Below are 18,992 nucleotides of genomic sequence, written 5' to 3' on the forward strand. Positions count from 1 at the left end.
CTTAAAAACGCGGAAGGTCGGGGAAAGGCAGTTCGCCGCCGTGCACGTGCATCTTGCCGAATTCGGCGCAGCGGTGCGGCGTCGGGATCGCCTTGTCCGGGTTGAGCAGCATCGGGGCGTCAAAAGCGCGCTTGACCTCGAAGAAGGCGTCGAGCTCCTTGCGATCGAACTGCACGCACATCGAGTTGATCTTCTCCATGCCCACGCCATGCTCGCCGGTGATGGTGCCGCCGACTTCGACGCACAGCGCCAGGATCGCGGCGCCGAAGGCCTCGGCGCGGTCGAACTCGCCCGGCTGGTTGGCGTCGAACAGGATCAGGGGGTGCATATTGCCGTCGCCGGCATGGAACACGTTCGAGCAGCGCAGGCCGAAGGTCTGTTCCATTTCCTCGATGCCTTGCAATACCCGCGCCAGCTGCTTGCGCGGGATGGTGCCGTCCATGCAGTAATAGTCGGGCGAGATGCGGCCCGCCGCCGGGAAGGCGTTCTTGCGGCCGGACCAGAAGCGCATGCGCTCGGCCTCGTTCTGCGACACGGCAATCGCCGTCGCGCCGGCGCCCTCGAACACGGCCTTCATGCGTTCGATTTCTTCCGCCACTTCCAGTGCGGTACCGTCGGCCTCGCACAGCAGGATCGCGGCCGCGTCGGTATCGTAGCCGGCGCGCACGAAAGGCTCGACCATGCGCACCGAGGTGCGGTCCATCATCTCGAGGCCGGCCGGGATGATGCCGGCCGCGATGATGCTGGCCACCGCATTGCCGGCGGTGATGACGTCTGCGAACGAGGCCATGACGACCTGCGCCACCGCCGGCTTGGGCACCAGCTTCACCGTCACTTCGGTGACGATGCCGAGCATGCCCTCCGAGCCGATGAACACGGCCAGCAGGTCCAGGCCCGGCGCGTCCAGCGCTTCGCTGCCGAGTTCGATGATCTCGCCTTCGATGGTGGCCACGCGCACGCGCAGCACGTTGTGCACCGTCAGGCCGTATTTCAGGCAGTGCACGCCGCCCGAGTTCTCGGCCACGTTGCCGCCGATGGTGCAGGCGATCTGGGACGAGGGGTCGGGCGCGTAATACAGGCCGTACTGGGCCGCCGCTTCGGAGATGGCGAGATTGCGTACGCCCGGCTGGACCACGGCGGTGCGCGCGTAGGCATCGACGCGCACGATGCGGTTCAGGCGCGCGGTCGAGATCACGACCCCGTCGGCGATCGGCAGCGCCCCACCCGACAGGCCGGTGCCGGCGCCGCGCGGCACGATCGGCAGCTGCAGCTCGCGGCAGGTGTTCAGGATCGCGAGTATCTGCTCTTCGCTGGTGGGCAGCGTGACGATCATCGGCAGCTGGCGGTAGGCCGCCAGGCCGTCGCATTCATAGGGGCGGGTGTCCTCGGGATCGGACAGGACGCAGCCTTCTGGCAGGCGCGCACGCAGCGCGGCGGCGGCCTGTTCGCGCCGTCCGGCAAGGGTGGAGGTGGAGACGCTCATGCTGACATTGTAGGCACAATTGCCGCGTTTTGTCGTATCCTCGCCCTATCGTTTTTTTACAATATTTCATAAGGCTAGATCATGGGCAACCGACTCTCGAAAATCGCCACCCGCACGGGCGACGACGGCACCACCGGCCTGGGCGACGGCAGCCGCACCGGCAAGGACAGCGCACGCATCCACTCGCTGGGCGAAGTGGACGAGCTGAATTCCTTCGTCGGCCTGCTGCTGTGCGAAGACATGCCGGCCGAGCTGCGCGAAGAGCTGGTCTCGATCCAGCACGACCTGTTCGACCTGGGCGGCGAGCTGTGCATCCCGGGCTACGAGATGATCAAGGACGAGCACGTGGCCCGCCTCGACAGCCTGCTCGAGAAGTACAACGCCGACCTGCCGGTTCTGAAGGAATTCATCCTGCCGGCCGGCTCGCGTGCCGCTTCGCTGGCCCACGTCTGCCGCACCGTGTGCCGCCGCGCCGAGCGCAGCATCGTGGCGCTGTCGCATGCGGAGGCCATCCGGCCGCATCCGCGCCAGTACGTGAACCGCCTGTCGGACCTGATGTTCGTGCTGGCGCGGGTGCTGAACCGCTTCGCCGGCGGCAGCGACGTGTTGTGGCAGCACGAGCGCAAGCGTGGATAAGCCCATGGAAGACTTCATCGGCATCTACGACGAGGCGCTCAGCGCCCAGCAGTGCGACGCGATCCGGGCGCGCTTCGACGCCAGCGGCAAGGTGGCGCGCGGCCGCACCGGCAACGGCGTCGACGTCAGCAAGAAGGACAGCTACGACCTGACCATCAACGGGCACCCGGAATGGGACGACGTCGGCGCCCTGCTGACCCAGACCATGGCGCGCCACCTGGCGCAATACATGGACAAGTACCGCATGCTGCTGATCGGCGCGCTGTCGCCGCAAGTGGCGCATCCCCGGACCGGCGAGCCGGTGACCCTGTCGCTGCAGAACTTCGACGAGTTCGGCACGCCGAACGTCGTGGAGCTGATGCAGTCGATCTACCGGGTCGGGAACATCAACCTGCAGAAGTACCTGCAGGGGAGCGGCGGCTACCACCACTGGCATTCCGAGATCTACCCGCAGAACGCCAGCTGCGAGACCCTGCACCGGGTGCTGCTGTGGCAGTTCTACCTGAACGACGTGGCGGATGGCGGAGAGACGGAGTTCCTGTACCAGGGGCGCAAGGTGGAGGCGCGCAAGGGGCGGCTGATCATTGCGCCAGCGGGGTTTACGCATACCCACAAGGGGCATGTGTCCCGCAGCGGGGACAAGTATATTGCGACCTCGTGGATTTTGTTCCAGAGGGCGGAGGCCTTGTTTGGGCAGCCGGGGTAAGCCGGCTTGAGCGACTTCGGTAGGGAAATTGGGTTCCGGCCTACGCCGGAACGACGGTCTCTAGTATGTTGGTCTTAAGACCGTCATCCCGGCGCAGGCCGGGATCCAAGTTTGTATGCGTACCAATCAGGTATTGTTGACCACCAGCCGCGGCTCCCCCGCAGCAAAGCGCGCACGAATCGACGCCGCAATCCCCTTGGCATCCAGTCCAACCGACGCCAGCAGCGCCCCCGGATCTCCCTGGTCGATGAACTTGTCCGGCAAGCCCAGGTTCAGCACCGGCTTGGCGAGCCCTTCCGCCGCCAGCGCTTCCATCACGGCGCTGCCTGCGCCGCCCATCACGCAGCCCTCTTCCACCGTCACCAGGTAGTCGTGCTCCTTCGCCAGGCGCTTGAGCAGTTCGACGTCGAGCGGCTTCACGAAGCGCATGTTGGCGACCGTTGCGCCCAGCTCTTCGCCGGCGGCGATGCTCGGCGCCACCATCGAACCGAAGGCCAGGATCGCGATGCCCTTGCCGTCACGGCGGACGACGCCCTTGCCGATCTCGATCGAGGTGAGCTCTTCCTGGATCGCCGCACCCACGCCCGCGCCGCGCGGATAACGCACTGCCGCCGGGCCCGGATAGTGGTAGGCGGTGGTCAGCATCTGGCGGCACTCGTTCTCGTCCGAGGCGGCCATGACGACCATGTTCGGGATGCAGCGCAGGTAGGCCAGGTCGTAGTTGCCGGCGTGGGTCGCGCCGTCGGCGCCCACCAGGCCGGCACGGTCGAGCGCGAAGGTCACGTCCAGGTTCTGCAGGGCCACGTCGTGGATCAGTTGGTCGTAGCCGCGCTGCAGGAAGGTCGAGTAGATCGCGACCACCGGCTTCAGGCCTTCGGTGGCGATGCCCGCGGCGAAGGTCACCGAGTGCTGCTCGGCGATACCGACGTCGAAGTAGCGCGCCGGGTACTGCTGGTGGAAGCGCACCATGCCCGAGCCTTCGCGCATCGCCGGCGTGATGCCGACCAGGCGCTTGTCGGCGGCCGCCATGTCGCACAGCCAGTTGCCGAACACTTCGGTATAGGTGATCTTGCCCGGCGCACTGGCTTTGATGCCCTCGGTCGGGTTGAACTTGCCGGTGCCGTGGTACAGGATCGGCTCGGCCTCGGCCAGCTTGTAGCCCTGGCCTTTTTTGGTCACCACGTGCAGGAACTGCGGGCCCTTGAGCTTCTTGATGTTCTCCAGGGTCGGGATCAAGGATTCCAGGTCGTGGCCGTCGATCGGGCCGATGTAGTTGAAGCCGAATTCCTCGAACATCGTGGCCGGGACCACCATGCCCTTGGCATGTTCTTCCAGCTTGCGCGCCAGGTCGAGCACGGGGCCCGGCAGCACGCTGCGGCCGACGTTCTTGGCGGCGGCGTAGAACTGGCCGCTCATCAGGCGCGCCAGGTAGCGGTTCAGCGCGCCCACCGGCGGCGAAATCGACATGTCGTTGTCGTTCAGGACCACCAGCAGGTTGCAGTCTTCTTCGACGCCCGCGTTGTTCAGGGCCTCGAAGGCCATGCCGGCGGTCATCGAGCCGTCGCCGATCACGGCGATCGCGTGACGGTCTTCACCCTTCAGCTTGGCCGCCTTGGCCATGCCCAGCGCCGCCGAGATCGAGGTCGACGAGTGCGCGGTGCCGAAGGTGTCGTAGATGCTCTCGTCGCGCTTCGGGAAGCCCGACAGGCCGTTCAGCTGGCGCAGCGAGGGCATGCGCTCGCGGCGGCCGGTGAGGATCTTGTGCGAATAGGTCTGGTGGCCCACGTCCCACACGATGCGGTCGTGCGGGGTGTTGAAGACGTAGTGCAGCGCGATGGTCAGTTCCACCGTGCCCAGGTTGGACGACAGGTGGCCGCCGGTCTTCGACACCGAGTCGAGCAGGAACTGGCGCAGCTCGGTCGCGAGCGGGGTCAGTTGCGTGCGCGGGAGCTTGCGCAGGTCCGCGGGATCGTTGATGGTCTCTAGCAGGTTCATTTATGCCTTCCGCTGCACGATGAGGTCCGCGAGTTCGCGCAGCCGCAGTGCTTGTTCTCCAAATGGCGCCAGCGCTTCGTGCGCTTCACGCCGCAATTGCTCGGCCAGTTCCTTCGATGGTTCCAGCCCAAGGATCGACACATAGGTCGGTTTGTTGTCGGCCGCGTCCTTGCCCGCGGTCTTGCCCAGCGTGGCCGAATCGGCCGTCGCATCGAGCACGTCGTCGACCACCTGGAAGGCCAGGCCGATTGCCTTCGAATAGGCGCCCAGGGCTTCCAGTTCGGTCGGCGACAGGTCCTTGCCGCACAGTGCGCCCAGGATCACCGAGACGCGCAGCATGGCGCCGGTTTTCAGCTGATGCATGCGCTCCAGTTCCTCGCGCGTGAGCGCCAGGCCGACGCTGTCGAGGTCGATCGCCTGGCCGCCGCACATGCCGGCCGAACCAGCCGCTTCGGCCAGCAGGCGCAACATCATGAGCTGGCGCGCGGGCGGCAGGGAATCGATTCCGGCCAGGGTCTCGAAGGCCTGGGCCTGCAGGGCGTCGCCGACCAGCAGCGCGGTCGCTTCGTCGTAGGCCACGTGCACCGTCGGCTTGCCGCGGCGCAGGTCGTCGTCGTCCATGCAGGGCATGTCGTCGTGCACCAGCGAGTACACGTGGATCATTTCGACCGCGCTCGCCACCCGCGCCAGCGCCTGGGCGTCGCCGCCGAACAGCGCGCCGCTGCCGTAGGCCAGCAGCGGGCGCACCCGCTTGCCGCCGCCCAGCGTTGTGTAGCGCATCGCTTCGTGCAGCTTGTGCGGGACCGTGCCGGCAGCGGGCAGGAAGCTGTCGAGCGCGCGCTCGACGTCCGCCTGCACGTCCTGCATCCAGGCACTGAAATTCTGTTCCGTCATTACTCGCCCTCGCCTTCAGCCGAGAAAGGCTTGAGCATGTCGCCCTCGAGCACCTTGACCTGGGACTCGACCTTTTCCAGCTGGGCCGCGCAGTATTTCACCAGCTCGGAGCCGCGCGCATAGGCAGCCACCGAGGCTTCCAGCGGCAACTGGCCGGATTCCATCTGCGACACGAGCTGCGCAAGCTCGGCCATCGCGCCTTCGAAGGACTCGGGCGCATTCGTATTGTTTGACATAGCGTTTCGCTTGGGGAAAGGCGCAAGGGTGCGCCATGGGTCAGTCCAATCGCGTATTTTAGATCAATCCTTCCCCTCAAGGGGTGCACATTGCACCATCCGCAACTTGCCTGCATGGAACTTTTCAGTGCGATGGCGCCTTCCCCTCATGAAAACCGTGATTTTTCAACAGCTTATTTGCACGGTATCGTCACTGGCACGCGACGGCCCCTGACCCCTGAGCCTGTTTCCACGGTATAATCTACGGTTCTGTCCGAAATACCGTATTCCTCTTCCTAAGATACTGGTCTTTGGATTCTTTTTCTCTTCTTTGGTAGTACTTGATTAAAGGGGGGTTGGGATGTCCGATCTGGCTACCCACGCCAAGCTGGCGCGTTCCTGCGCGCAGCTTCCGGTAAACGTCTACTTTGACAACGCGCTGATGCAGCGCGAGTTGCAGCAGCTGTTTCACAAAGGGCCGCGCTACGTCGGCCACGAATTGATGGTGCCGGAAGTAGGCGATTTCGCGACACTTGCATCCGAGAACGAAGGCCGCATGCTGGTCCGCAACGCGGGCGGCATCGAGGTGCTGTCCAACGTCTGCCGTCACCGCCAGGCGCTGATGTTCAATGGCCGCGGCAATGCGAACACCATCGTGTGCCCGCTGCACCGCTGGACCTACGACCTGAAGGGCCAGCTGATCGGCGCACCGCACTTCCCCGAGACGCCCTGCCTGAACCTGTCGAAGACGCCGCTGCAGAACTGGAACGGCCTGCTGTTCGAGCAGAACGGCTACGACGTCATGGACAAGCTGAAGAACATGGAGGCTACCAAAGACCTCGACTTCAGCGGCTACATGTTCGACCACGTCGAGATCCACGAGTGCGACTACAACTGGAAGACCTTCATCGAGGTCTACCTGGAGGATTACCACGTCGAGCCCTTCCACCCGGGCCTGGGCAACTTCGTGTCCTGCGAGGACCTGAAGTGGGAATTCGGCCGCGATTACAGCGTCCAGACCGTGGGCGTGAACCGCGCGCTGCAAAAAGCAGGCTCGCCGGCCTACAAGAAGTGGCAGGAACAGGTCCTGAAGTTCAACAACGGCCAGCCGCCGAAGTACGGCGCCATCTGGCTGACCCTGTACCCGAACATCATGGTCGAGTGGTACCCGAACGTGCTGGTGGTGTCGACCCTGTGGCCGATCGGCCCGCAGAAGACCCGCAACGTGGTCGAGTTCTACTATCCTGAAGAGATCAAGCTGTTCGAGCGCGACTTCGTCGATGCCGAACGCGCCGCCTATATGGAGACCGCGGTCGAAGACGACGAGATCGCGCTGCGCATGGATGCCGGCCGCAAGATCCTGCTGGACCGCGGCGTCAACGAAGTCGGTCCTTACCAGTCGCCGATGGAAGACGGGATGCAGCATTTCCATGAGTGGTACCGCAGCAAGCTAGAGCTGTAAGGGATGGCTTCTCTCTGGATGCTGTTCGCCAGCTTCGCGTTCGCCGCCATGGGCGCGGGCGTGAAGCTGGCCTCCGAGTTCTACTCCACCTCCGAACTCCTGATGTACCGCGGCCTGATCGGCACCCTGGTGCTGCTGGTGGCCGTGCGCCACCAGGGCGGTACGTTCAAGACGCCTTTTGCAGGCGCCCACGTCTGGCGCAGCGTTGTCGGCGTGATCTCGCTGTGGCTGTGGTTCTTCGCGATCTCGCGCCTGCCCCTGGCCACCGCCGTCACCCTCAACTACATGGCGCCGATCTGGATCGCGGCCTGGATGTTCGCCCACGGCTGGTGGAGCGGCACTAAACTGCCCGAGTGGCCGCTGGTGCTGGCGATCGCCATGAGCTTCTTCGGCGTGACCCTGGTGCTGCAGCCGGCGGTCGAATCCAAGCAATGGCTGGGCGGCCTGGCCGGCGTGGCCTCGTCGGTGATCTCGGCCATGGCCTACATGCAGGTGCGCAAGCTCGGCCAGATGGGCGAGCCCGAATACCGCGTGGTGTTCTACTTCTCGCTGAGCACCGCCGTGGCCGGCCTGCTCGGTACGCTGGCGGGCGACGGCCCGGAAGGCGCCGTGTTCCAGAGCCATACCCTGTACAGCGGCGCCCTGCTGCTGGGCGTCGGCATCTTCGGCCTGATGGCCCAGATCGCGATGACGCGCGCCTACCGCGTCGGCAAGGTGCTGGTGGTGGCCAACCTGCAGTACACCGGCATCGTGTTTTCCAGCCTGTGGGGCCTGGCGTTGTGGAGCGATACCTTCGGCTGGCACGTCTGGATGGGCATCGGCGTGATCCTCGCGTCCGGCATCGCCGCGACGTTCTACAATACACGCAGCACGGCCAAGGGCGCCGTGGTCAAGGACACCGATCCCATCGCGAGCGAGACCTGAGGAGCACAATGTATACGACACTGATTTCGGCGCAAGACCTGGCGGCGCACATCGACGATCCGCACTGGGTGCTGGTCGACTGCCGCCACGACCTGATGAACCCGGCCGCCGGCCGCGAGGGCTATGCCATCGGCCACCTGCCGGGCGCGGTCTTCGGCGACATCGAGACCCAGCTGTCGGGCGCCAAGCATGGCCCGGACGGCGTGTTCCGCGGCCGCCACCCGCTGCCGGAAAAAGAAGCGCTGATCGAGACCCTGCGCAGCTGGGGCGTCAAGGACGACTCGCAAATCGTGGCCTACGACGCCCATGGCGGCATGTTCGCCGCGCGCCTGTGGTGGCTGATGCGCTGGCTCGGCCACGAAGCGGTGGCGGTGCTGGATGGCGGCATGGCCGCCTGGCAGTCGCTCGGCAAGCCGCTTGCCACCGCGGTGGTGGCCAAGCCGCGCGGCGACGTCCAGGTGCGCGCTCCCTTCGTGCCGACCGTGACGGTGGCTGAGGTGCTGGAGAATGTGGACAAGGGCGAGCGCATCGTGATCGATGCGCGAGCAAGCGACCGCTTCCGCGGCGAGAACGAGACCATCGACCCGGTCGGCGGCCATATCCCGGGCGCCCGCAACCGCTTCTTCAAGGATAACCTACAGCCCGACGGCCGCTTCAAGGATGCGGCAACCCTGCGCAGCGAATTCGCGCCGCTGGTCGATGATCCGAAGCGGGCGATCATGCAGTGCGGTTCGGGCGTGACCGCCTGCCATAATCTGCTGGCGCTGGAAGTCGCGGGCATGCCCGGCGCGGCGCTGTATCCGGGTTCGTGGAGTGAATGGGTGGGTGACGGCAAGAACAACAGCGGTCGTCCGGTCGCCACAGGCGAGGCTTGAGCACAGGAGGCATCCTGATGAAAAAAGCAGCAATGAAAGATAACGCAGCAATGTCGAACGACGAAAACACGAACGCAGGCGCAGCGGCGCTGCAGATCCCGGAAGCGGTTGCCGCCGCCCTGAGCGGCTGGGTGCAGCAGGTCGCCGAACAGACCGCCGCCCCGGTGCGCGAAGCGCTGGCCGAAGTGGAGGCCGATGCGGCCGCCCTGCGCGAGACCGGCGCCGAACTGGAAGCCGCACGCGACCAGGCCCTGGCCGCGTCGGCGGAACACGCGGCCGAGATCGAGCGCCTGAACACCGAACTGCGCGATGCGCGCAAGCTCGCCACCGATGCCCTGGTCAGCAAGGCCAAGGACCAGCTGGCGATCGACGGCAAGGACCGGCAATTGGCCGACCTGCGCGCCCAGCTCGAGCGCAACGTCGCGGCCCAGGCCACCGAATCGGATGCGCGCCTGGCCGCCGAGATGGAACTGGTCGGCGCCACCACGGCACGCGACAACTTCGAAAAGGAAGTGAAGTCCCTGCGCGCCCAGCTCGACAAGTCCTACGCCGAACGCAGCGCGCTGCGCACCGAACTCGAATCGCTGCGCGCGAAAAAATAAGCCGGCATGGAACGCAATACCCGCCAGCGCAAGGCCATCCACCAGTGCCTGGAGGACGCCGGCCGTCCGCTGGCCCCGCAGGAAATCCTCGAACACGCCCAGGGCGTGGTGCCGGGCATCGGCATGGCGACCATCTACCGCAACATCAAGTCGATGCTGGAGGCCGGCGAGATCACCACGGTGTCGCTGCCGGGCGGCGGCGACCGCTACGAGATCGCAGGCCACGGCCACCACCACCACTTCCACTGCCGCGCATGCGACAAGGTGTATGAGGTACACGCCTGCCCGGGGGACATGCAGAAGCTGACGCCGGATGGCTTCGTGCTCGAATCGCACGAGCTGACCTTGTACGGGCTGTGCAGCAACTGCCGGTCGTAGGGTGGGCGGGTTTCCCGCCCGCGCGTTCAACTACACCATGCATTGCCACAACGCATCCGTGAGTTGGACGCGCGGACGGCGTAGCCGTCCACCCTACGCCGTACGGCAATCCCTGCAATAACGGTGATTGCGCCAATGCGCCGCCAGCAGCAGCACGCTGCTGGCCACCGCCGCCAGCGTCTCCGCCATCTCGCCCCACTGCGGCCCGACGATGAACACCGCGGCCAGGAAGGCGCCGAGTCCTGCGATCCCGAGCAGTAAAGCGATCGGATCGCGGTGCTTCAGGTAGCCCGGCACCAGCGCCAGCAGCACCGGCACTGTCACGCCCAACAGCAGCGCATCGTGCAGCGCATGGTGTTCGTCACCCAGGCCCAGCAGAGGAAAGGCCGCGATCAGCAGCGGCATCGCCAGGCAGTGCAGCAGGCACAGGGCCGACGCCGCCATGCCGGCATAGTCGGCGAACCGGATCAGGGTCTTCATCAGAAGACGAAGCGCAAAAATGGCATGGCAGGCATCCTTGGTTGAGCATTCCGGTAATGATAAGTCATTATCATTAGAGGCGCAACAAGCGGACGCGTGCAGTGCGGCGAATCTCAGTAGGCGTGGTTCAGCGCCACCACGATGGCCACGCCGAGTGCGATCAGGGCGACCTGCGGCACCGACTCGCGCACCGTGGCACGGCGCTGCATCTGCGGCATCAGGTCGCTGACGGCGATGTAGATGAAGCCCGAGGACGCGAACACCAGCACGTAGGGAATCAGGCCGCTGGCCTGGTCCAGGGTGAAGTAGCCGAGCAGGCCGCCCGCCACCGCCATCAGGCTGCACAGCAGGTTGAAGACATAGGCGCGCAGGCGCGAGAAGCCGGCGTTGAGCAGCACGATGAAGTCGCCGATCTCCTGCGGGATCTCGTGGGCGACGATGGCCAGCGCGGTGACGATGCCCAGTTCCGGGTTGGCGAGGAAGGCCGCGGCGATCAGGATGCCGTCGGTGAAGTTGTGCATCGCGTCGCCCAGCAGGATCATCCAGCCCGATTTGCCGGCCTGGTGGGCGTCATGGCCGTGGGCGTGGTGGTGGCCGTCGCCTTCGTGGTGGTGGGAGTGGCGCAGGATTGCCAGCTTTTCCAGCACGAAGAAGGCCAGCAGGCCGCCCAGCAGCGTGGCGAACAGGCTGCGCGGGTCGGCGCCCGACTCGAAGGCTTCCGGCAGCGCGTGCAGCAGCGAGGTGGCCAGCATGATGCCGACCGACAGGCTGACCATCCGTTCCACCACTTTCGACAGCAGCGTGAACGAAAACACGGCAGCGCCGCTGATGCTGGCGACGCCGGCGATCACGGTCGCCAGCAGGATGGAAGAAAGAACGGGGTCGATTTGAGGCCTCTTGTTGGTCTTACGCGGAGCGGCAAACCGGGCATTGTACCCTGCCCGGTTTGTGTCCGTGCAAGATCAGGCGACGCCGTGCTTCGAGAACCAGCCCAGTGCCTTGCTCCAGCCGTCCCTGGCATCGTCGGCGTTGAAGCTCTTGCGGTAGTCGGCGTGGAAGGCGTGGCCCGAATTCGGATAGACGTGGATCATCGAGCGGCTGTTGCCGGCGTCGAGGGCCTTGCGCATGCGCTCCACCGACTCCAGCGGGATGCCGCCGTCCTTGGCGCCGTACAGGCCGAGCACCGGTACTTTCAGGTTCTGGGCGATGTCGATCGGCTGCTTGGTCTGCAGCGCGTTGGTCTCGCCGACCAGGCGGCCATACCAGGCCACGCCGGCTTTCACGTTCGGGTTGTGTTCCGCGTACAGCCAGGTGATGCGCCCGCCCCAGCAGAAGCCGGTGATGCCCAGCTTGTCGGTGTTCCCGCCGCGCTGCTTGGTCCACTTGACGATGGTGTCGAGGTCCGTCATCACCTGCGCATCCGGTACCTTGGCGACGATATCCTTCATCAGGGCCGGCATCGGGGTCTTGGTGGCGTCGCCCTGGCGCACGAACAGGTCAGGGGCCACGGCCAGGTAGCCGGCCTTGGCGAAGCGGCGCACCACGTCCTTGATATGTTCGTGCACGCCGAAGATCTCGGAAATGACCAGCACCACCGGCAGGTTGGTGCGGTCCTTGGGCTGGGCGCGGTAGACCGGGACGTCCTGGCCGTTGACGACGACGATGTGGTCGCCGGCGTCGAGGCCCTCGGCGCTGGTCTGGATCTGGGTCTGCGCCACCACCGGCAGTGCGGCGACGGCGAAGCCGCTGCCGGCGGCGGCTTTCAGGAAGACGCGGCGATCGACGCCCTTGTCGAACGCGCTGGCGGACAGCAGGCTTTCAGCATCGCTGATGAGATCTTTCATGTGCACCCCTCCGGTGGTGTTGGACAGGCTTGCTATATTAGCAAAGTCCGGAGGGGCGCACGCTTGAGCCCAGCAGCCTTAGCGGGTCAATGCGAAGTTCACGTTCGACTGGTTGGCCGTCGTGATGTCGACGTTGTCGACCGACTTCGTCACATAGCCGGCGGCGGTGGCTTCGACGCGGTACTTGCCGCTCGGGGCCGCGCTGCTGGCGCTGAACACCAGCGGCAGCGTGCTGGTATAAGTCGTGAACTGCGGCGCCGCCACCGGCAGGTTGGCGATGGTATAGGCACCCGTCGCCAGGTCCGCGCCCTGGTACTTGATGGTGACGGTCGGGCCGGCCGCGAAGCTCTGCTTGGCCGCGACGTAGGCTGCCTCAGTGCCGGCGGGCGTCATGGTCACGGTGCCGCTAATCGAGCCGGTGTTGCCCGGCGCGAGCAGGATTGGCGCCGCCGAGGTGCTCAGGACCGTGGTGCTGGTGGTCGAGGCCACCGGCACGCTTGCTACCACGCTGGCGGCGCTGTCGTTGGCGGTGATGACGACGTCATAGTTGCCGGGTGCGAGGCGCGACAGGAAGAATTCGCCCGTGGTGGCATTCGGCGTGGTGGCGCTGACGATCTGGCCGTTCTGCTGCGCCGACACCTGCACGCTGCGTCCCAGCAGCGCGGAGCTGACGAAACCGGAGATGCCGTTCAGGGTCACCGGCACCACTTTCACGACGGGTTTCAGCGCATACGTGCCCTTGCCGCGGGTGACCACCGACTTGCAGGCGTCGAAGTCGAGCACGACGTCGGTCTTCTGGCCGGCCGTCACGTCGAAGTTTCCGACCAATTTGATACCGCTGGTGACGGCGCTCGGGGTCTCGAGCGGCTGCTCGGTCTTGCCGACGGTCGGCACCACGGTGTTGGCGTTGCCGCCGGCATTGCCGTCCAGGACCAGGCGCAGCTGGGTGTAGCGGCCGGCTTCGAGCGAGGTCTGTCCGAGGGCTTCGAGTACGCCGTTGGTCAGGTTCAGCAGGTTGATCTTCTTCGCCGGGCTCAGGGTGATGTCGGTCCAGCCGGTATCGGTGTCCGATGCACCTTCAGTGCGGTGCACGCGCACCTTGGAGACGGTGACGTTGACGGCGTCGAAGCCGCAGGCCGGAGCGTCGGTCATCGACACGGCCAGGGTGCCGAGCGTGCTGACGGGAGTGGCCGGGGCGGAATCACCTCCGCCGCCGCCGCAGGCGGAGAGGACAGCGGCGCTCAGGGCGGTAGCGCCGACGAGGGCGAGGCGGGATTTGGTCTCGAACATGTTATGGGTGCCTTTCGTGGGTCTGCCAAAAGCAGCAGTTGAAAGGATCCTAGCATTCCAAAAAGCAACTGTTACGTGGTTTGGCGCACATTGAAACAATTGCTTACAGTCTTTACAGATGAGCAGGGTTTAGCTGCTCGAAACGCAACAACCAGCGCTGTCATTGATCGGTCGAACGCCCTTCGGCCTCATCCTGCCGATCCAATCGCAACAAGAGCGCCGCCATCATCTTGGCAATATCCTTCTTTACCACGCCTACCCCCACTATGCTGGGCACGTCGAACTTCGGTTCGATGGTCGCCTTGTACACGATCCTGGTGCCGGCGGCGCCCGGCAAAGGACTCAGCTCCCAGCTGGCACGGTAAACCTTCATGTCGCCCTCGATCAGGCTGATGTCGATTCGGTCCGGCGCCCGTTCGTGCACCAGCACCACCACGCGGATAGTCTGGCTGAAAAACAGATAGCGGGCGGTGCCCAGTTGTTCGACGATGGCACGTTCGCCATTGCGAGACACGACGCGAGCGCTTTTCAGGTTCGGCAGGTAGCTGGCCAAATGGCCGTAATCGGTGAGAACACGCCACGTAGCGGCCGGCGTTGCCGCCACCGTGATGTTCGACGTGATCTGGTAGACCTTGCCGCCATCGACGCCATCGACGCGATCCACGTTCAGTTCGAACCTGGGCCCGCCAGGCTGCGCTGCCATCGAGGCAGTGCTCCAGGCCAACAAGGCGCACCCGAGCAACAGCATGTATGCGATGCGAGGTAGCATCCGCCGAGCGTAGCATGCAGGGCAAGCGCAGGCCAGTCCACCTTATGGAGCGACGAATGGTCTCCGGCGCCCCGCGACGATGTGGTAGCGCACCTCCAGCTCGTCCTGCACCGATAGCAGTCCGCCGCCTGCCGAAAACGGCGTGATGCCGAAATCGGTCTGCTTCAGGCGCGCCGTCCCACTCGCGATCACCTGTGCCGCATCGACCCGGACTGTGGCCGGCAGCACCAGCCAGCGGGTAGCGCCATGCAGCGTGACGGCAACGTGCAGCCTGCCGTCTGCCTGCCGCTCCGCATGCAGCGTCACCGATGGAAAGCGCTGCGCCTCGAGCACCGGACCGAGCATGTTCGCGCGCGTGCCCTCGACCGCTTGCGATGACGGCTGCTTGGCAATGCCCGCGTCGCGCAGCAGTTGCGGCTCATCGACGCTCATCTGGTCGACACGGAAAGAGATGTCTGCGCTACCGGCGCCAGGCGCGACATGGCCCGCCAGCGAACGACTGGCCACCACGTGGTCGTGCCCGAGTCGCGCCATCAGGCCCGCGCGCCGTACCGTGACGGTCAGGAGCGAGGCGTCCGGATCGACCGCGTAGACGGCGTCACTGGAAGTCGCCCCTGCGCGATAGGAGCCTGAATCGGCTCCGGCCCCCGGCACTGGCGACCCCAACTGCCGCCCGCAAGCGGCCAGCAGCAACAGTAATGGAAGGAGGCGCTTCGCGGCGACCGGACGGGACAGCGTCGGCTCAGCTAGCGTTCTTTTCGCTGCGCTCATATCGATCTCGGCCATCCTGTGTACGCGCGCCGGCGTTCCCGCTTTGCAGGAACGCCGGCCATTTACTACCGAAGATATCGCGAGCTTACATCACGGCTGCGGATTCCACCCCGCTCCGTTGCCGTAGGCCGCAAACACCTTGTCACGCGAAGTGAAACGGTTCGCCACCTCGGTGTCGCTCAGGATGTAGCCACCGACCCGCGCCGCCAGGTTCAGCGGATTGCCGGCCATGTCGGTGCTGCCATACTCGCGCCAGCCCGCATCGGCGCGCGCCACCACCGGGTTCGGCGCCGGCTGTCCGTTCACGCCCTGCCCCGCCCAGCCGACCGGCGCCACGTGCGTGTCCATCTTGCAGTTGATGAAGGCGATGTTGTCCCAGGTGGCGGTGCCGCCCGGGCTGCGCGCCAGGTAGGTGGCGCCGTTCGGCACGTCGCCGCGCAGCGGTCCCGGACCCGGGCCATGGGTCAGCGCGCTGTTGAGGAAGACGTAGCCGATATCGCTGCTTGATGCTACCCGTGCCTGCAGCACGTAGCCGCCGCTGCTGGCGTTGGCGCTGTCGCCCACCGAACGGATCTCGCTTTCCTCGAACAGCGCCGCCCGGCTGCTGCCCCAGATGAAGTCGACGTTGCCCTCCACCAGGCTACGGTAGAACCAGGACCAGCCCTTCAGGTTCAGCGTGTCCTGCTCGCTGTAGAAGCCGGCGTTCTTGGCCACCAGGCGGCCGTCGCTGTTGAAGTAGATGGTTTCGGCCTGGCCCGAGATGCTGCTGGAACGGATGGTGGTGTTCTTCAGGCTCAGGGTATCGAGGCTGAGCATGTCCGAGGCCTCGACCAGCATCAGCGCGCGCCCGCCGGAAGGCGTGCCGGTCGCCGTGCCCGGCTGGCTGCCGCCCGTTCCCGGGTTCAGGGTCTCGTTGTTGGTGTAGGAGATCAGCACGCCGTCGCGGCTTTCGCCTTTGAGGCTGACATTGTCCTTACCGTTCAGGTACAAGAGTTCCTCGTAGCGGCCGTTCCGGATATTCACCGTGACCGGATCCGCCTTCGCGACATGCTGCATCGCATGGTTGAGCGCACCCTGCACCGTGCGGAAGTCGGCCTCGCCGTCGTCATCCACCGTCAGGCTACTGCCGGTCGGCGCGCCGGCTCGGGTAGCGAAGGTCCATCCCGCCGCCTTGCCCAGGCCGACGAAGGGTGTGCCGCCGAGGCTGGTGCCGGTGAACACGCCATCGGCGATCGCCACGTAGTACTCGGTGCCGTAGGCCAGCTTGCCGCTGTGCGGCTTGATCGTCACCGTGTTACCGGCAATCTTGATCGGCGCAGTGTTGACCCTGCGTACCAGCGCCTGGCCCGCGTAACCCAGCGCATCGGTTTCGCCGCCAAGGCGGATGACATCGACCAGGGCATCATCGAGCTTGCGGAAGATCCGGATGCTGCCGCTGGTGCCGAGGGTCGGCGGCTTGTCGAAGACCAGTTTGAGCGAGGTGTCGACGTGGGCCGACGCCTCCAGCGGCGCCGGGTAGCTCGCCCCCTGCATCGCGTACACCTGGGTCGGCTGCACGAACTGCGGCGCGATGGTGGCGGCGATCGTGCGCGTGATCGAGGGTTCGGAGCCGCTGCGGATCACGACGTCGGCCTTGCCCGCGCCCACCGCTGTGAGGGTCACGGTGCTGCCGCTGGTGGACACTGTCACCACGGCCGGGTTGCTCGATTCGGCGCTGAAGCTGTCCGGCTGGCCGTCGCTGGCCACGGCCGTGACCTTCACCTGGTAGGGTGCGTCGCCCACTTCCGCCGACCAGGCCAGGCCAGGTGGATCGACGTTCAGCTGCACCGGCTTCAGGCTTGGATCGCCCACGCGCACGTCATCGATCATGAAGGACTTATTGGCGGTGTACAGGCCGATCAGGCCACGCGCCGCGAACGAGGTATCCGTCACCGAGCCGAGGTTCCTGCCGTCGAGGTAAACGGTCAGCGTGCTGCCGATCATCTCGAAGCGCACCGTGTAGAACTGCGCGTCCATCGCGATCGGCGCGCGCACCTGGCGCGGCCGGCTCAGCGTACCGTTCAGCATCCGGGCGATTTCCACCTGCGTGCTGGTGGTGCTGTTCTGCACGTTCAGGCCGGCCGCGTACCAGTTGGACGGATCGACGTAGCGCGTGACGAGATACAGGAACTTGTTGCCGGTCGTGCCGTTCGTCATCGGACGGATGCGCGCTTCGACAAAGTAGTCACCGGAGGGCACGCCGCCGAAGGCCTCCGGCTTGACCAGTGCGAGGATGCCGCCCGTGCTCGCGGCGCTGTATTGCAGCACCTTGTTGACGCCGCCCTCGATCTCGGACCGGACGCTGAAACTGCCGTTCGGGCCTGGCAAGGGCTTCAGGTTCCACTTCGCGCTGCTGCCGTCCTGGAAGTCGTCGCAGAAATACAGGCCGGTGGCCGGGCACACCAGGGTCGGGCTCTGGTCCACGCTGACCTTGCCGGTGCCGCTGATCGCCGTGCTGATCTTGCCCACGCCGGCCTGGGCCAGTGCATTGGCCTTCACCAGCGATACCGGACGCGGAGTAAACGCATACGGCGGGGTCCAGGTGACGGCATTCGACACCGCACAGGCGCCCAGCGCTTTGCCATTAAGTAGGGAACCGCTGTCCTTGAAGGCGCCCGGATTCGCGCTGCTCATGTTGGTGACGACCTGGTCGCACCCCGGCGCACCGGCGACCTCGAACACGTTATTCGACGACAGGATCTTCGCGTTCTTGCCGGCGCCGATGCTGTAGCTGTGCGCATACGGCGATCCTGCCTTGCTGCCGACGAAGTAGTTGTTGAATACGTGGACCTGGCCGAAGCGTACGCGTGGGGAGCGCTGGACCACGTCGCGGTACACGTTGTTGCTGAAGGTGACGCGCAGCTTGCCTTCGTCGGCCGTGGCCGAATCGCTGCCGCCGACCAGCGTGGTCTTGTCGTGCTGGCGGAAGACGTTGTACGACACCGTCACGTAGTCCGACGCGTTGGTGATGTCGAGCGCACCGTCGTGGCACTGCTTCTTCTTGCCATTCTCGACCGGCAGGAAGTCGTCGGTCAGCGGCAGGTCGGTGAAGCTCACGCGGTCGACCCAGACGTGGTGCGAACCGGAGACGCCGATCGCGTCATACGCCGCGTTCCAGTTGCCCGTCGAACCATCGGTCGGATCCCAGACCGGCTCGACGTCGCAGGGCGCGACGATCTTGAGGTTGCGGATGATGACCTGGGCGACGTTGGACACCAGCACGGTGCCGTTGACGATGCCCGCATTCGCGTCGGCGCCGATCAGGGTGGTATTGCTCTTGAGGCGGACCGCGCCGCGTGCGGCCTGGTCGGAGGTAGAGGTGTAGGGCCTGCCCTCGCTCATGTCGATGCTGCCGACCAACTTGATGATCTTGGGGTTGTCGCCGCCGTTGTTCAGTGCTGCCAACAGTTCGGCGCGCTTGGTGACTGTGTAGATGTGCTCGGTGCCGGCTGCCGATCCTCCGAGCGTGCCGCCGGCCTGGCCGGCCCAGCCGTCTGCCGGTGCTGTCTGTCGTGCCGGTTCGGCGACCGCAGCTGCGGGCATGCCGAATACGCACGCCAGCAGCACAGCGGCGCATGCCGGTGCCTTGAAACCTGGATGTTTCATGTGAACCTCCTGGAACAGGATGA

At 65.6% G+C, this 18,992-nt stretch carries 18 protein-coding genes; 7 read left to right on the plus strand and 11 right to left on the minus strand.

The window, feature by feature from the left end:
• Position 1 precedes the first annotated feature (1 nt).
• The gene (locus ACSQ25_RS20315; RefSeq protein ID WP_436107475.1) at positions 2 to 1,483 is read right to left on the minus strand and encodes an FAD-linked oxidase C-terminal domain-containing protein; all 1,482 of its coding nucleotides are present in this window, start codon (positions 1,481 to 1,483) and stop codon (positions 2 to 4) included.
• Between the two features lie 81 nt (positions 1,484 to 1,564).
• On the opposite strand from ACSQ25_RS20315, the gene ACSQ25_RS20320 reads away from it, so the two are divergent.
• Both ACSQ25_RS20320 and ACSQ25_RS20325 read left to right on the plus strand, forming a co-directional pair.
• A complete protein-coding gene (locus ACSQ25_RS20320; protein WP_436107476.1) occupies positions 1,565 to 2,119 on the plus strand; it encodes a cob(I)yrinic acid a,c-diamide adenosyltransferase in 555 nt (184 codons plus the stop codon).
• A gap of 4 nt (positions 2,120 to 2,123) precedes the next feature.
• Positions 2,124 to 2,825 (plus strand): 2OG-Fe(II) oxygenase, encoded by a 702-nt coding sequence (locus ACSQ25_RS20325; RefSeq protein ID WP_436107477.1) that lies wholly within the window; start codon positions 2,124 to 2,126, stop codon positions 2,823 to 2,825.
• Positions 2,826 to 2,951: 126 nt separating this feature from the next.
• On the opposite strand, the gene dxs is transcribed toward ACSQ25_RS20325, so the two are convergent.
• Genes dxs through ACSQ25_RS20340 form a run of 3 tightly spaced genes read right to left on the minus strand, consistent with a single transcriptional unit; the run spans position 2,952 to position 5,950 of the window.
• A complete protein-coding gene (dxs, locus tag ACSQ25_RS20330; protein WP_436107478.1) occupies positions 2,952 to 4,820 on the minus strand; it encodes a 1-deoxy-D-xylulose-5-phosphate synthase in 1,869 nt (622 codons plus the stop codon).
• Positions 4,821 to 5,714 (minus strand): polyprenyl synthetase family protein, encoded by an 894-nt coding sequence (locus tag ACSQ25_RS20335; RefSeq protein ID WP_436107479.1) that lies wholly within the window; start codon positions 5,712 to 5,714, stop codon positions 4,821 to 4,823.
• Positions 5,714 to 5,950, minus strand: a complete 237-nt coding sequence (locus tag ACSQ25_RS20340; RefSeq protein ID WP_436107480.1) for an exodeoxyribonuclease VII small subunit — start codon at positions 5,948 to 5,950, stop codon at positions 5,714 to 5,716. Before ACSQ25_RS20340 ends, ACSQ25_RS20335 begins: the two co-directional genes overlap by 1 nt.
• 340 nt (positions 5,951 to 6,290) lie before the next feature.
• Here ACSQ25_RS20340 and ACSQ25_RS20345 point away from each other — a divergent pair, with 340 nt between their 5' ends.
• From ACSQ25_RS20345 to ACSQ25_RS20365, 5 genes are read left to right on the plus strand one after another with little or no spacing between them, the layout of a single operon-like run.
• The gene (locus ACSQ25_RS20345; protein ID WP_436107481.1) at positions 6,291 to 7,391 is read left to right on the plus strand and encodes an aromatic ring-hydroxylating oxygenase subunit alpha; all 1,101 of its coding nucleotides are present in this window, start codon (positions 6,291 to 6,293) and stop codon (positions 7,389 to 7,391) included.
• Positions 7,392 to 7,394: 3 nt separating this feature from the next.
• The gene (locus ACSQ25_RS20350; RefSeq protein WP_436107482.1) at positions 7,395 to 8,315 is read left to right on the plus strand and encodes a DMT family transporter; all 921 of its coding nucleotides are present in this window, start codon (positions 7,395 to 7,397) and stop codon (positions 8,313 to 8,315) included.
• 8 nt (positions 8,316 to 8,323) lie between these two features.
• The gene (locus ACSQ25_RS20355) at positions 8,324 to 9,190 is read left to right on the plus strand and encodes a sulfurtransferase (RefSeq protein WP_436107483.1); all 867 of its coding nucleotides are present in this window, start codon (positions 8,324 to 8,326) and stop codon (positions 9,188 to 9,190) included.
• 17 nt (positions 9,191 to 9,207) lie between these two features.
• Positions 9,208 to 9,792 (plus strand): DNA-binding protein, encoded by a 585-nt coding sequence (locus ACSQ25_RS20360; protein WP_436107484.1) that lies wholly within the window; start codon positions 9,208 to 9,210, stop codon positions 9,790 to 9,792.
• Positions 9,793 to 9,798: 6 nt separating this feature from the next.
• Positions 9,799 to 10,170 (plus strand): Fur family transcriptional regulator, encoded by a 372-nt coding sequence (locus ACSQ25_RS20365; RefSeq protein ID WP_436107485.1) that lies wholly within the window; start codon positions 9,799 to 9,801, stop codon positions 10,168 to 10,170.
• A gap of 93 nt (positions 10,171 to 10,263) precedes the next feature.
• Here ACSQ25_RS20365 and ACSQ25_RS20370 read toward each other — a convergent pair whose 3' ends face one another.
• The 7 genes from ACSQ25_RS20370 to ACSQ25_RS20400 all read right to left on the minus strand — a co-directional run bounded on the left by ACSQ25_RS20370 (position 10,264) and on the right by ACSQ25_RS20400 (position 18,969).
• Positions 10,264 to 10,650 (minus strand): MerC domain-containing protein, encoded by a 387-nt coding sequence (locus tag ACSQ25_RS20370; RefSeq protein ID WP_436107486.1) that lies wholly within the window; start codon positions 10,648 to 10,650, stop codon positions 10,264 to 10,266.
• A 113-nt stretch (positions 10,651 to 10,763) separates the two neighbouring features.
• Entirely contained in the window at positions 10,764 to 11,501 is a 738-nt protein-coding gene (locus tag ACSQ25_RS20375) for a ZIP family metal transporter (protein WP_436107487.1), read from the minus strand.
• 111 nt (positions 11,502 to 11,612) lie between these two features.
• Complete coding sequence (locus ACSQ25_RS20380) at positions 11,613 to 12,494, minus strand: dienelactone hydrolase family protein (protein ID WP_436107488.1); 882 nt, start codon at positions 12,492 to 12,494, stop codon at positions 11,613 to 11,615.
• Between the two features lie 78 nt (positions 12,495 to 12,572).
• Complete coding sequence (locus ACSQ25_RS20385; protein ID WP_436107489.1) at positions 12,573 to 13,784, minus strand: DUF4382 domain-containing protein; 1,212 nt, start codon at positions 13,782 to 13,784, stop codon at positions 12,573 to 12,575.
• Positions 13,785 to 13,944: 160 nt separating this feature from the next.
• Complete coding sequence (locus tag ACSQ25_RS20390) at positions 13,945 to 14,487, minus strand: SRPBCC family protein (protein WP_436107490.1); 543 nt, start codon at positions 14,485 to 14,487, stop codon at positions 13,945 to 13,947.
• A 108-nt stretch (positions 14,488 to 14,595) separates the two neighbouring features.
• Positions 14,596 to 15,339, minus strand: coding sequence for a YceI family protein (locus ACSQ25_RS20395; protein WP_436107491.1), 744 nt, complete (start codon positions 15,337 to 15,339; stop codon positions 14,596 to 14,598).
• A 75-nt stretch (positions 15,340 to 15,414) separates the two neighbouring features.
• Positions 15,415 to 18,969 (minus strand): pectinesterase family protein, encoded by a 3,555-nt coding sequence (locus ACSQ25_RS20400; RefSeq protein WP_436107492.1) that lies wholly within the window; start codon positions 18,967 to 18,969, stop codon positions 15,415 to 15,417.
• Positions 18,970 to 18,992 lie beyond the last annotated feature (23 nt).

The organism is Massilia sp. LjRoot122, from assembly GCF_964252725.1.
Lineage (GTDB): Bacteria > Pseudomonadota > Gammaproteobacteria > Burkholderiales > Burkholderiaceae_D > Telluria.

Coding starts and splice junctions, on each gene's coding strand:
- ACSQ25_RS20335 (WP_436107479.1), bottom strand. CDS start 5,714: ATGACGGAACAGAATTTCAGTGCCTGGATGCAGGACGTGCAGGCGGAC.
- ACSQ25_RS20380 (WP_436107488.1), bottom strand. CDS start 12,494: ATGAAAGATCTCATCAGCGATGCTGAAAGCCTGCTGTCCGCCAGCGCG.
- dxs (WP_436107478.1), bottom strand. CDS start 4,820: ATGAACCTGCTAGAGACCATCAACGATCCCGCGGACCTGCGCAAGCTC.
- ACSQ25_RS20360 (WP_436107484.1), top strand. CDS start 9,208: ATGAAAAAAGCAGCAATGAAAGATAACGCAGCAATGTCGAACGACGAA.
- ACSQ25_RS20370 (WP_436107486.1), bottom strand. CDS start 10,650: ATGAAGACCCTGATCCGGTTCGCCGACTATGCCGGCATGGCGGCGTCG.
- ACSQ25_RS20400 (WP_436107492.1), bottom strand. CDS start 18,969: ATGAAACATCCAGGTTTCAAGGCACCGGCATGCGCCGCTGTGCTGCTG.
- ACSQ25_RS20340 (WP_436107480.1), bottom strand. CDS start 5,950: ATGTCAAACAATACGAATGCGCCCGAGTCCTTCGAAGGCGCGATGGCC.
- ACSQ25_RS20390 (WP_436107490.1), bottom strand. CDS start 14,487: ATGGCAGCGCAGCCTGGCGGGCCCAGGTTCGAACTGAACGTGGATCGC.
- ACSQ25_RS20345 (WP_436107481.1), top strand. CDS start 6,291: ATGTCCGATCTGGCTACCCACGCCAAGCTGGCGCGTTCCTGCGCGCAG.
- ACSQ25_RS20355 (WP_436107483.1), top strand. CDS start 8,324: ATGTATACGACACTGATTTCGGCGCAAGACCTGGCGGCGCACATCGAC.
- ACSQ25_RS20385 (WP_436107489.1), bottom strand. CDS start 13,784: ATGTTCGAGACCAAATCCCGCCTCGCCCTCGTCGGCGCTACCGCCCTG.
- ACSQ25_RS20325 (WP_436107477.1), top strand. CDS start 2,124: ATGGAAGACTTCATCGGCATCTACGACGAGGCGCTCAGCGCCCAGCAG.
- ACSQ25_RS20320 (WP_436107476.1), top strand. CDS start 1,565: ATGGGCAACCGACTCTCGAAAATCGCCACCCGCACGGGCGACGACGGC.
- ACSQ25_RS20315 (WP_436107475.1), bottom strand. CDS start 1,483: ATGAGCGTCTCCACCTCCACCCTTGCCGGACGGCGCGAACAGGCCGCC.
- ACSQ25_RS20350 (WP_436107482.1), top strand. CDS start 7,395: ATGGCTTCTCTCTGGATGCTGTTCGCCAGCTTCGCGTTCGCCGCCATG.
- ACSQ25_RS20395 (WP_436107491.1), bottom strand. CDS start 15,339: ATGGCCGAGATCGATATGAGCGCAGCGAAAAGAACGCTAGCTGAGCCG.
- ACSQ25_RS20365 (WP_436107485.1), top strand. CDS start 9,799: ATGGAACGCAATACCCGCCAGCGCAAGGCCATCCACCAGTGCCTGGAG.